Annotated in this window: 4 protein-coding genes; 1 reads left to right on the forward strand and 3 read right to left on the reverse strand. The window is 46.1% G+C overall.

The window, feature by feature from the left end; all coding sequences use genetic code 11:
• Window positions 1-21: 21 nt before the first annotated feature.
• On the reverse strand, window positions 22-5,736 hold the full coding sequence (locus tag DR864_RS19255) for a metallophosphoesterase (protein ID WP_114068490.1): 5,715 nt from the start codon (window positions 5,734-5,736) through the stop codon (window positions 22-24).
• Between the two features lie 490 nt (window positions 5,737-6,226).
• Here DR864_RS19255 and ileS point away from each other — a divergent pair, with 490 nt between their 5' ends.
• Complete coding sequence (gene ileS, locus DR864_RS19260) at window positions 6,227-9,673, forward strand: isoleucine--tRNA ligase (protein ID WP_205319136.1); 3,447 nt, start codon at window positions 6,227-6,229, stop codon at window positions 9,671-9,673.
• 71 nt (window positions 9,674-9,744) lie between these two features.
• On the opposite strand, the gene DR864_RS19265 is transcribed toward ileS, so the two are convergent.
• Together DR864_RS19265 and DR864_RS19270 are read right to left on the reverse strand one after the other, a co-directional pair.
• The gene (locus DR864_RS19265; protein WP_114068492.1) at window positions 9,745-10,530 is read right to left on the reverse strand and encodes a LytR/AlgR family response regulator transcription factor; all 786 of its coding nucleotides are present in this window, start codon (window positions 10,528-10,530) and stop codon (window positions 9,745-9,747) included.
• A gap of 51 nt (window positions 10,531-10,581) precedes the next feature.
• Window positions 10,582-12,612, reverse strand: coding sequence for a tetratricopeptide repeat-containing sensor histidine kinase (locus DR864_RS19270; protein WP_114068493.1), 2,031 nt, complete (start codon window positions 12,610-12,612; stop codon window positions 10,582-10,584).
• Between the last annotated feature and the right edge of the window lie 3 nt (window positions 12,613-12,615).

A 12,615-nucleotide genomic window follows, 5' to 3' on the forward strand; every position in this document is an offset into this window, starting at 1 on the left:
AGAGGGCTCCGTCGGTAAAATTTATTGTTTACTAATTTTGAAAGTAGCTTTACGGGTGCCAACTTTTAGGTTTAAGAAGTAGGTGCCTGCGGGCCAAGTTGTAGTGTTGATGGTTTCGTCATAAGAAGAAAGATTTTTTTCGTCTTTCTTTAATAATATACGCCCAGCATTGTCAATCACCTGCCACTGAATATCGCTTGAGGTGGTGTCTGAAATCACAATATGGAGAAAATCTGTGGTTGGATTGGGATAAACCCGTAACTGAGCGACGCCCCAATTGTTAACGGCCGTAATGAGCGTAACGGTCACTCTGCCCGATGCTTTCCCTTCTCCACATACATTGCTCACCGAGCGTAGCGTGTACACATCTGATCCTTTGGGCTGAGCGCTCCTCAAAAGCGGCGTACGGGTGGTGCTACCCGAAAGCGTGTCGGAGGAGCCGTAGCCAATGACATAATTCCACGGAGAACTACCTTTAAAATCCAGTTGAAGGGTGATAGGTTCGCCCGTTAGAATGCTTAAAGAGTCTTTCTTTTGCGCTTCTACAAGGGTACCGCTGGGCAAGATTCGCATCCCAAAAGGCACCGAAACAACTTCTTCTGTAGGAAGGGTGGTAGAGGTACTTACGCGGATTTGGTAGGCCGTGCCCATGGAGAGCGTATCAGGCAATTTCGCTTTGATGACTCCGTTAAATGGAAAAACAGGATTGGTAACGGAAGTGGTTTCGAGCGTGATTGGGCGGTTGAAAAGACCGTTTTTGTCGGATAAATAAGCCGTAAACTTGTACGTCGTTGCGGTTGGAATATCGGCTTTGAAGCCTATTATTATTGAATCAGCAGGACAGTAATTTGTTTTGTTTAAACCAGTTATTTGGACGGTAGCCTTCTTGACCACTGCATGCACCTGACCCACCACGCGACCCAATCCGCAGCTGTTTTTCATGGTTACGGTGTAGGTTAGGCTTGAGTCGGGAGTGGCACGAAACAAGTAGGTATTTTGGGCGGTCTGGTCTGTTAGGCCGTTTGAAAGTGTAAAACTCCATGGGGGTATGCCCGTAAACTTAATTTGCATCGGAATACTCTCGCCCTTCCATATTTCCGCACTTTGTCGGTTTTCTTGGGTTGAAAACGTAACCTTAGGGGCCAGTTGGATGGTATAAAAAGCCGCTTCTTTTGCTTCAAAAATAGAAGTTTGGGCAGGTACCACCGCGATCCGATAGTCGCCATAAGGCAATGAATCGGGTAGTGTAATTTTCATAGGACTGGTTTGACCAGTGCCAATAACCGTGTTTCCTGTGTAAAAACTGGCGTTTGAGGCTGAAAGGTAGGCTTTGTAGATGGTATTAACGCTACTGTTTTTTACACTGAAAGGAATGTTGTAGCTATTGCCCGAACACAATGTAGGATAGGGCAATTTATTGGTTTGTACTTCCATAACTGCCTTCAGAGCAGGGGCAGGTGCTGCGCCCGTTAGACCTGAGAGTTCAGCATCCAACAGATAGGGCGTGTAGTTGCGCCCACCGCCGCATGACCACAGCGGACGGGTCTTCAATGCAATAATATTCACACCTTCCTTAAAAAATTGAGTCGGAATGTTAAGGGTATTTTTGGTGAAAATATTTCCAGATTGAGCCAGAAGCGTATCAACTTTCACGCCATTGATATAAATACCCACGGCCGCGTCTTGGAAGCGGGAAATCTGTAATTGAAAGCCCGTAAAGTTGTTTTTTTGCGATAAAGTAAAGATTTTTTTGAAATACGCATTTCCACCAATTTCAAGGTCTCTGTTGAGGGTTCCGTCTTTGAATCCGTTGACATTCCAAGCCGTATAATCTACAAATGGTGCCTGACCGTACCAATCATTGTCACGTTGGGGATTCCAGACGGTATCCTTGCTCCAAGCGGTAAAATTGCTCCATTCGGGGGCGTAATAAGGGCCACCACTGCCGCTAACGCAAGAATGCAACTCCACGTGCGAAAACCACGTGCTTGCAAAAGGCATCAGGCGCTTTACATTTGGGTCCTTGATGATGCTAAACGAATCTGCAACGACGAAGGTATTGCTACCTTCGGGTTCCTTGATGAACTTAACATCCAGGCGATTGTCATTGAAAAGTAGTTCGACAGAGCCGCCAGTTACGTGGTAAAAATCATTGCTCGACGCCAGTACATCCAATGGAAGCACTGAGGTACTTGGGGATTTGACCAAATTGGCATCGGTAGGGTTGTATCCACCGTCGTTTAAAGTGGGGCTGTAAAAACCTCTACCTGCCGAACCTGTCAAAATGTAAGAATAAGCCGTTTCGGCACTTGTTTTTATGTAGGGTGTTGTGCGGCCCAAATTACCGTTTAGGCTGAAATCAGTTTTACGAGTAGTGCCGCTTTTTCTGACCATACCCGCCCGTAAGTACGCATGAGTATGAGAAACCACGATGGCATCTACGTGGTAGACGGGCTCTTCAAGAATAGGCAGCAGGCGCTCTCTCACTCTTTTTAAGTCAGATTCGTCTTCGAAATGCCCGATGGTAGAAAAAGGAGGAATGTGAAAAGTGACGACAGTCCAACGTTTGGTGTTGGTGGCCAAATCGTTTTTAAGCCACTGTATCTGAGGGATTTGATTGACATCGCCTTCGTTAGGGTCCCGTACAATAGAGAGGTCGCCCCATATTTGTTTGTATTCTGCCTGATCGTTGGGGTCGATCCATAAGCTATGCCCCTCAATGAGGTAAGGATTCAAAACCACAAAGTGAACATCCCCCTGATTGAAAGAATAATATCCCCTTTCAACCCCCAATGTAGGACGTGGATACGAAAAGGCCGAAAAACTTGCCGCCGTTTGTTTGTGGTAGGCTTTTTGGATTTTAATGGTTTGCCCGTTGTAGATAAAGGCGTTGTCGGGGTCATAATCATGATTGCCTAAGACTGTCCAAAAGGGGATTTTGGACAAGAGAGGCTTGTCGGCGAGGCGGTTATAAAACTTGAAAAAAGTCGTATCCAAAGCCTGTTGTAACCCTTCAAAAGGCTGGGTGTTAGAATTATCACCTAAAAACAGGATTCCATCTATGTTGGGGTTCCCTTTTGATTTGAGGTAACTCAAATATGCATCGCGGACGCGGTAAGGTCGTTGGTTTTGGGCTTTTCCTGCTCCCGCATCTCCCAAAAGCCAATAACGCAGCGTAGTAGATGTGCTGGATAATGTCTGGAACTGATTGATCTCGGGATTGTTCTGTAACACAACGGGGTTTTCGGGGTCGCCGTAGCCCACCGAATAGTAGTATTTGGTACCGCTTGCCAATCCTTCTAGCTTGACAATCTGAACCGTATCAAGCGTATAATCCTGCGCCACTAGGTTTAAATTAGCGGGGTCGGTTCCGTAGTGTACAATGCCGTTTATGGCCTCGGTGGTGTACCAGCGGATGGTCATGGTATTAGGCCCCGGTAGTTGTAAATAGGGCTGGCGAGTGAGACCTAACGGAATTGTTTCCAGTTGAAAATCAAACAATAAATCGCTACTCGTTGGGCCGTTTTGGTAGACCACTATGGCTACCTGATTGGTTTGGGTGGTTGAAAGATTATTCAGTCGTAGGAGGGTGTCGGTCAATACCTCTGAGCCGTTTGGGTAGTCTACGTACCCGTCGCCGTTGGTATCTGTCGCGTTTTTCTGATAGACGGGTTTGCCATTAACAAAAACGATAATTCCATCATCAAACCAGAGTTTTAGGCGAAAGTTGGCGGTTGTTTTACCCGAAACAAATTGCTTCCGGAAATAATATTGTTTGTGTTGAGCACTAGTAGGGCCTTGTGAAAGCAGAGTTATGGGTTTATAGTCTAAGTTGGCCCAGCGATTGTTGCGGTCAAAGCCCAGCGGTGCGGTACCAGTTTTCCAACTACCTTCGTTGTAAGTGTGCGTTTGCCAATCGGTGCCGTTCAAAAGCGTTCCATTATCTAAATAAGCCCATGAAGAGCCTCGACTGATGAGTTTTGTGCTGCTTTCGACGGTAATACACGCCTGATTATCGGTAGCTTTTGATTCTCGTGCGTATTGATAATAGATAGAACTGCATAGCTGAAATTTGCCATCGGGTTGTTGTGCCGCGTCCAATTGCACATAAAATTGAAGCGTTGCGGACGTTTTAGGAACAACATACGGAATGTACCAATCGAGGGTGTCGTTCGACACCGTCAGGTCTCCCAAGACAACGCTGTCGGATTTACGTCGGTAAAACTTCATGCCTTTGGGAAGCGGCGTACGTACTTTTATACGGGTTGCGCCGTAGTTGCTTTGCTCGCTGACGGTTATCGTGAGGAGTTGCAGGTTTTGCTCTCCATACGTAACGGCTTCCGTTTTGACAGCTGCTTTTAAATCGACGGAAGGCACCCAAATTTTATTCATGTCGTTGAGGTGGCTCATCACAAGATTTTTAATGGGTGTATAGCCCTCGAAGGTATATTGTCGTTTGATTCCAAGCCCTCCAAACAACCATAAACTGCCGAGCGAATCTTCCCAAACGGCAGCAATGCTTCGGGCGCTGGGGGCATTGTCTTCATCGGGGTCGGTGCGGCTTATTTCACCATCAGAATTTACTTCGTTACTTCCTGATCGCCAAGACCATTCCTGCGTTTTGGGATTGTAGTACCAAGTATCGTTGAGCAGATTCCCCTGCTCCGTTCCGCCACCAAACACTACCAAATAGCCATCGTTATTCACCCACCCAGCGGCACTCTCACGCGCCCTTGGGATGTTGTTGACGGATGGGGTCCTCAGTGTGCCATACGTACCTTTGTTGTTATAGGATTGCGTTCCGCTCATCCACACCCAGCGGTTGGTTGTGAAATTGTATTTCCAGAGGTCATTTAGGTAAAAATCATCATCGTCGTCATTGTAATGTTTACCGCCAAAAATCCAGAAATCACCGTTGGCATCCGTAAAGCCCGTGGTACGGGTACGGCTGTCGGGTAGATTTAGCGGATATTCAACTCCCTTTTGTCCATAGCTACCAGCAGTTTTGGGGGTATTATTGCCTTTTATCCACGACCACACGTTTGCATGGACGTCATATTTCCAAAGGTCATTGCCTTCGTTGCCGCTAAACAGCCACAGATCGCCGAATTTATCCTTGAAGCCCGTACCGAAGTACCGCCCACCGGGCGTGTTTTGGCTCGTGGGTACTCCCAACATACCATAGATAGCTTTGTTGGCGCTTTGCACAGTTTGATTGGAGCCGTGCATCCAAGTCCAGGTTTTAGTGGTGGGGTTATATTTCCATAAGTCGTTACCAATGATCATAGAGGTAGCAAAGTCGTCTGCTAAAGGGCGGCTGCCACCGTAGAGCCACAGGTTGCCGTCGTTGTCGGCCCACATGGTATGCCCAACTCGGCCGCCTGGAGTGTTTTCGGTGGAGGGAACTCCCTTGGTGCCGTGGTTTGCTGCTCTGTTAGGCAAATTGGAGCCGCCTTCCCACGTCCATTGATAAGTGCTGACGTCAAATCGCCATAAATCATCAAAGTTATTCCCGCCCGTTCCTCCGCCGTAGAGCCAAAGGTTGCCGTTTTTATCGGTACATGAGGCGGCCCCGATTCGTTTGCCAGGCGAATTCTCGGCGCTAGGGATACCTTTTATCCCATAAATACCCTGACCGTCGGTGGTGGTGGTAGTCAATACCCATTCCTGCGCCCAAGTAAGGGTATTAATGAAAATACTGATGCTGATGCCGACCCATTTTGTAAATAAACGCATGTGATGTTGTCTGATTTGGAGTAGATAAACAATGCTATAAAAATGATAAATCGCATAACCAGTTACGCAGATAATGAACGCAAGGGTCACTCGATGGCCCTGTTTTCGTTTGAAACTTAGCCAGTATTTGGTTGGGCTACAATGATGGCAGTGGGCCTATACAGGTGATTAAAATCAGCTTTGGAAAAATGGATTTAGATTTTAAGGGTTAACAAGTAGAGCCAATGTTCTTGAATAAGCTCCCAAAAGAGACGCTTTATGGCAGTAAAAAAGCCCGTAACGGAGATTATTTTCGCCGATTAGGAAGGAATTGAGAAATGTTTGTAAAACCGGATTAAGTTAAAAAATTCATAACTTTGCACTCCGTTTTCAGAAATTTGTCAATTGAAGTCGTTAATGGTTAATGGTTGAACAAGAAGGATGGCCAAAAAATGGTCTCACAACGTTTAACAAATGACGATTAACGGCATTTTTATAATCAAAAATGCCGATGAACTATAAAGAGTATAAAGGCTTGGACTACGCACAGCTGGGCAAAGACATCCTTGAGTTTTGGAAAGAAAATCGAATCTTCGAAAAGTCAGTAGAAGTACGTGAAGGCGCGCCTTCATTTACGTTTTATGAAGGTCCTCCGTCGGCCAATGGTACTCCGGGTATTCACCACGTCATGGCGCGTACCATTAAGGATATGTTTTGCCGGTACAAAACCCTGCGCGGCTATCAGGTAAAGCGCAAAGGTGGCTGGGATACGCACGGCTTGCCCATTGAGTTGCAGGTTGAGAAAGAACTGGGCATCAAGAAAGACGACATCGGAATCAAAATCAGCATCGAGGATTACAATAAAAAATGCCGCGAGGCGGTCATGCGTTTTACTGACCGTTGGCTGACCATGACCGAAAAGATGGGGTATTGGGTGGACATGGAAGACCCGTACGTCACCTACAAAAATGACTACATCGAGAGTCTCTGGTGGTTGCTGAAACAGCTTTACGAAAAAGGATTACTGTACAAAGGCTACACGATTCAGCCGTATTCGCCCGCGGCTGGAACTGGACTCAGCTCGCACGAGTTGAACATGCCAGGCACCTATAAAGACGTAAAAGATACGACCATCGTCGCGCAGTTTAAGATAAAACTCACGGGCAAATCGGGCTATTTGTTTGATGCTGCCGACAGCGACGATATCTACATTTTGGCGTGGACGACCACCCCGTGGACCCTTCCTGCCAACTCGGCGCTGACCGTTGGGAAAGACATTGATTATGTGTTGATTACAACTTTTAATCAATACACTCACCTTCCCATCAACGTCATTTTGGCGAAAGATTTGGTGGGAAAATATTTTTCTGAAAAAGGAAAGGACGCCAAGTTGGGAGTCTACAAAGAAGGCGACAAGGTGATTCCGTGGTCGATTGTGATGGAGTTCAAAGGCCAGCATTTGGAGGGGATTCAGTACGAACAATTGCTCCCGTATGTGCAACCGCTGGAAGATGCCGACAAAGCTTTCCGCGTTATTTTAGGCGATTTTGTGACCACCGAAGACGGAACAGGCGTGGTGCATACCGCACCTACCTTCGGAGCGGATGACTTTAGAGTGGCCAAAGCCAATGGTGTGCCGGGCATTATGGTGCGCGATGAAAATGGCAAAGAAGTGCCGATTGTGGATAAGCAGGGGCGTTTTGTGCCCGAGATTGGGGAGTTTGGCGGACGATTTGTAAAAGAGCAATACTACTCGGCCGAAGAGCAGGAAGACCCTGATTTTAAGCCGACTGACGTGTTGATTGCGATAAAATTAAAAGAAGAAAACCGGGCGTTTAAAGTCGAGAAATACGAGCACCCGTACCCACACTGCTGGCGTACGGATAAGCCCGTGTTGTACTATCCGATGGATAGCTGGTTTATCAGAACAACCGCGCTGAAAGACCGTTTGGTGGCGTTGAACAATACCATCAACTGGCATCCAGAAAGTACAGGAACGGGGCGCTTCGGTAACTGGCTCGAAAACCTCGTGGATTGGAACCTCAGCCGTAGCCGCTATTGGGGTACTCCTTTGCCGATTTGGCGTAATGAAGAAGGCGATGAAAAGTGTATTGGCTCCGTTGAAGAACTGACACTAGAGCTTGAAAAAGCCTTGGCAAGCAGTGTTTTGACGGATGAACAACGGGCCAAAAACGAGTCATTCCTTCAGTCAAAAGGAACAGAAACCTTTGATTTACACCGTCCTTACGTGGATGAAATCTTTTTGGTGTCGGATGCGGGCAAAGTAATGACCCGCGAAACTGACCTCATTGATGTATGGTTTGATTCGGGTGCGATGCCCTACGCGCAGTTCCACTTTCCGTTTGAGAACTTGGATAAATACCCCCAAAGTATGGGTGGTACGGCAGCCAATGAGTCGCTTACTTCATATCCTGCCGATTTTATCAGCGAAGGCGTTGACCAAACGCGTGGTTGGTTCTTTACGCTACACGCCATCGCGGGGCTTTTGTTTGATTCGGTTGCTTTCAAAAACGTCGTTTCTACGGGCTTGGTATTGGATAAAAACGGCAACAAAATGTCGAAACGCCTCGGCAATGGTATTGACCCGTTTGAGACCATTGATAAATACGGTCCTGACGCGCCGCGCTGGTACATGATTACCAATGCCGAGCCTTGGGACAACCTCAAATTCAACATCGACGGAGTGGTAGAAGTGCAGCGTAAATTTTTCGGTACACTGTTTAACACCTACAACTTCTTTGCGCTTTATGCCAACTTAGATGGGTATAAAATTGAGCAGTTCAATCGGGTGCCAAAAGAGCAATTATCAGAACTTGACCGCTGGATTATTTCAAAAGTGTTTAGCTTGGTGAAAGACGTCACCGAGCAGTTTGATAATTATAACCCCACAAAAGCAGGTCGTCTGATTCAGGATTTTGTGTGCGATGATTTGTCAAACTGGTACGTGCGTTTGTGCCGCCGGCGGTTCTGGCAGGGTGAAATGACGACCGACAAGCGGGCCGCTTATGAAACATTGCAACACTGTTTGGCGGCGGTGGCGCAGTTGATGTCGCCAATTGCACCGTTTTTTGGCGAATGGCTGTATCGGAATTTGACCGACCACGTTCGCGAAGAATCCATTGAGAAAAACACACCGTTTAAGCATGAATCGGTGCATTTTACGGATTGGCATACTTACGATGAATATTGGGTAGACAAGGATTTGGAGGCGTCGATGCAGTTAGCGCAAGATATTTGCTCGTTGGTGCACTCGTTGCGCAAGGGCAACAAAATTAAGGTGCGTCAGCCGTTGTCGAAAGTATTAATTCCAGTATTGAGTGAAAAAATACGCGAACAAATTGAGCACGTTGCGCCCATCATTATGTCGGAAGTAAACGTGAAAGCCGTTGAGTTTGTGAGTGATGACAGCGGGATTTTGAAGAAAAAAATCAAACCTAACTTCAAAGCATTAGGACCCAAATACGGTCCTAAAATGAAGGAAGTCGCGGCCATCATCAACGGATTGAGCGCTGCCGATATTTCGGTGATTGAAAAAGAAGGCGTACTTGTTTCGGGGGATTTTTCGCTGCTCCGCGACGACGTCGAAATCATTGCCGAAGACGTACCAGGCTGGTTGGTGGCAAGTCAGGGAAGCCTGACGGTGGCGCTTGATGTGACAATTACGGAAGAGTTGCGCCGCGAAGGTTTGGCCCGCGACGTGGTCAATCGTATTCAAAACTTGCGCAAAGACAGCGGCTTTGAAGTGACCGATAAAATCAAAATTACGGTGCAAGACAACAGCCCCGAATTGGCCGAAGCCGTTACGTCCAACAAAGACTACATTTGTCAGGAAGTGCAGGCGGTTTCGTTGGATTTGGTTGCTGATTTGAACGGCTCCGCGACCGAGATAGAAATCGACGAATTTTTGTTAAAAGTAAAAATTGAAGTGGCTAATTAAACAGCCAAAAATACAAAAATCAGGGGATGATTTGACGGCGTTGACAGGCGGTTAAATCATCCCTTTTTTATTTATCGAAATAGAAAATACTTCATAAAGTCTTCTTTATGGCTTCGGCCAATGGGAATTTGAAATTTGCCAATGTTGAGGTCGTGCTCATCGAAAGAATCAATTTTGTCAATATTGACGGCGTACGAACGGTGCACTCTTATAAATTTGGTGGCGGAAAGCCGTTCCAAAACGGTGTTTAGGGTGAGGCGCAGGGCAATTTTCCGGGACTCGGTATGAATGGTCGTGTAGTTTTTGTCGGCTTCAAAAAATAGAATGTCGGTCAACTGTATTTTTTGAAACTTATAATTCTCTTTGATAAAAACGTAGTCATTGATTTGTAGAATGGTTTCGCGGTCGGGGAGTTTAGAGGTTGGATGTAATGGTTTTATCGTCTCTTCTTTTTCTTTGGGAAACGGCTGATTTTGAGCGCGTACTGCAAAGTTGTTGATGGCTAAATCAATGGCTATTTTAAGACTTTCGTTATTAAAAGGCTTCGTGATATAGGCCGAAGGATAGGTCTTCATGGCGGCTTCAATGGTGGAGCGGTCGGCTTGGGCGGTCAGGTAAATGACGGGAGCTTCCCGAAATGCAATCATTTCTTGAACGGCTTCAATGCCCGTCATGTTGCCGATAAGCTTAATATCGCACAAAATAAGATCAACTTGTTGGGATTTATAGACTTCAATCGCCCTGGGACCGTTATTTACCACATTCACGATGTCGTATCCTTCGGCTTCAAGGCGGGCCTCCAAATCAAGCCCAACAACGGCTTCATCTTCTACAATTAGGATTTTGATGGAATGCATAGTGGGTTAAATAGTCAAAAGGGAGTAGCTAGGGCGATACATATTTTTTGATTAAGCTGCTGTTTTCAGGCGTGTACTCGGAATATGAAGATGATACCAAGTGCCGTTGTCGTTTTGAACCTGTGCTTCGCCACCTAGTTGTTCCGACAGCGATTTTATCAGTTTTTTGCCGAAAGAACCTTTGCGACCTCCCCACGTGGTAAGGTCGATGCCAGGGCCATTGTCGCGGACATCCAGCAGAATTCCATTGTCATTCTTTAAAGATACCGTCAACGACGGGGCATTGGTTGTTTGGTAGGCATATTTGAACGAATTTGTTACTAATTCATTGACAATGAGTCCGATGGGCATCGCTAGTTCCACGTCTAGTTCGCGCTCCTGAATATCTAGCGTAAGGTCAAAATCCTCAGGGGTATGGCCGTACGTTTTCATGATACTTTCGACAAGGTTGCTCAGGTATTCCTGCATGTCTATCGTGGTGAGGTGTTCTTTTTGGTAGAGCCGCTGATGGATAAGCGACATGGCCTCGATGCGTTGCTGCCCTTCACGAATCGCCTGTACGGCTTTTTTGTCTTCGAGGTTGTAGGTTTGCAGATTGAGCAGACTGGACACGATTTGCAGATTATTTTTGACCCGGTGGTGGAGTTCCTTCATCATCAATTCCAGTTTATTGGACTGTTCGCTGATGGTTTGGTTTTGGGTAGTTAGCTGATTGCGTTGAGTGGCAAGCGTAATATTTTGTTTTTGTACTTTTTGGTAAAGAAAAATCATCCCGCCCAACAGCAGCGCCAATACGCCCACTCCGGCCGCGAGCCATTGCATTTGACGTGTTTTACTCTGATTTTCTGAGTTTAACTGCTGAATTTTCGTTTCCTTTTGTTCAGTCGCATACTTTGTGCTGATTTCAGCAATCGAACGGGTTTTTTCAACTTCCGACTGCGCTTTAATGAAGGCCAATTGTTTTTCTTTTTGGACGTTGAGCATGGCCAAATATTCGGCTTGTTCTATTTGGAACCGTTGTTGCGTCTCGGCTATTTTTCGCTGGTTGAGGGCGTTAATCATGGCCGCTTCTCGCGCTTGCTTGGTTTGAAATTCGGCTTCAATTTTGGCAATGGCTTTCTTTTTTTCGTTGTCCCGCACACTGTCATTCAGCGCTACGGCACTTTGATAATAGGAGAGTGCCTGAGCAAAATCTTTTTTCTGCTCGTATGCTCGTGAAAGAAATTGATGAAAGTCTTTTTGATGCTCTTTTTGTTCGGACTGATTTTTGGAAAGCGTGATGCCGTAGTTGGCCACTTTGATGGCTTCATCGGGGTTATTGATGGTAAGGTACACTTCGCAAAGGCCTTTCTGAACGTACATTTCCAAATAACTGTCTTTTGCTTTTTTAGCATACTGGGCTATCTCTCTAAAACGGGCGGCGGCCTCATCGGTGCGTTTCAAATGCGCCAGTTTAAGGGCATAATTGTACATTCCTGAAAAGTAAGCTTCTTCGTCGTTTTCATGTTTGTAGATTTCCAAGGCTTGTTCATTGAAAACCAATGCTTTCGCATGGTTTTTTCGCTTTCCTTCCACCGCTGCAAAGCTTTCGAGAACATAGGCTAAGAAATTCTTGGGGAGTTGAGCCGTATGAGCTAAGTAGTACTGATGCGCTTTTTGGTAATATTTTTCGGCTTGATTAAACTCATGTTCGTTGAAATAGGCATACCCTACTTTATGAATACTCAGAAAAGCACCTCGGTAGAACGCATGACGATCAAAAAGCTCGTGTGCTTTTAAATAATGCTCAACGGCCTTGGGGGTGTCGTGCTGGTGCAGGTAGAAAAGCCCGTAGTGAGAAATAATATCTGCTTCGCAAAATTTGGAACGTACGGTTTTGTTCATTTTAACCGCCGCCTGAAGATAAGCACTTGCCTTGTCGAAATGACCACTGAAAATAAAGTTTTGGGATAGGTTAGCTAAGGAACGGATTTTTAGAGAATCATAAGGCGCGCGTAAAAGGCTGTCGGGAACAGCGACGCTTTGCGCCCATAATGTTCTAGCAAACAGACTCATACAAGCCCAAATCAGCAGACGATTCATAGT

It is taken from the genome of Runella rosea, from assembly GCF_003325355.1.
GTDB classification, from domain to species: Bacteria; Bacteroidota; Bacteroidia; order Cytophagales; family Spirosomataceae; genus Runella; species Runella rosea.

What these genes read in the sequence shown, in the direction of transcription:
- DR864_RS19255 (WP_114068490.1), bottom strand. Translation starts at nt 5,736, where the DNA reads ATGCGTTTATTTACAAAATGGGTCGGCATCAGCATCAGTATTTTCATT.
- ileS (WP_205319136.1), top strand. Translation starts at nt 6,227, where the DNA reads ATGAACTATAAAGAGTATAAAGGCTTGGACTACGCACAGCTGGGCAAA.
- DR864_RS19265 (WP_114068492.1), bottom strand. Translation starts at nt 10,530, where the DNA reads ATGCATTCCATCAAAATCCTAATTGTAGAAGATGAAGCCGTTGTTGGG.
- DR864_RS19270 (WP_114068493.1), bottom strand. Translation starts at nt 12,612, where the DNA reads ATGAATCGTCTGCTGATTTGGGCTTGTATGAGTCTGTTTGCTAGAACA.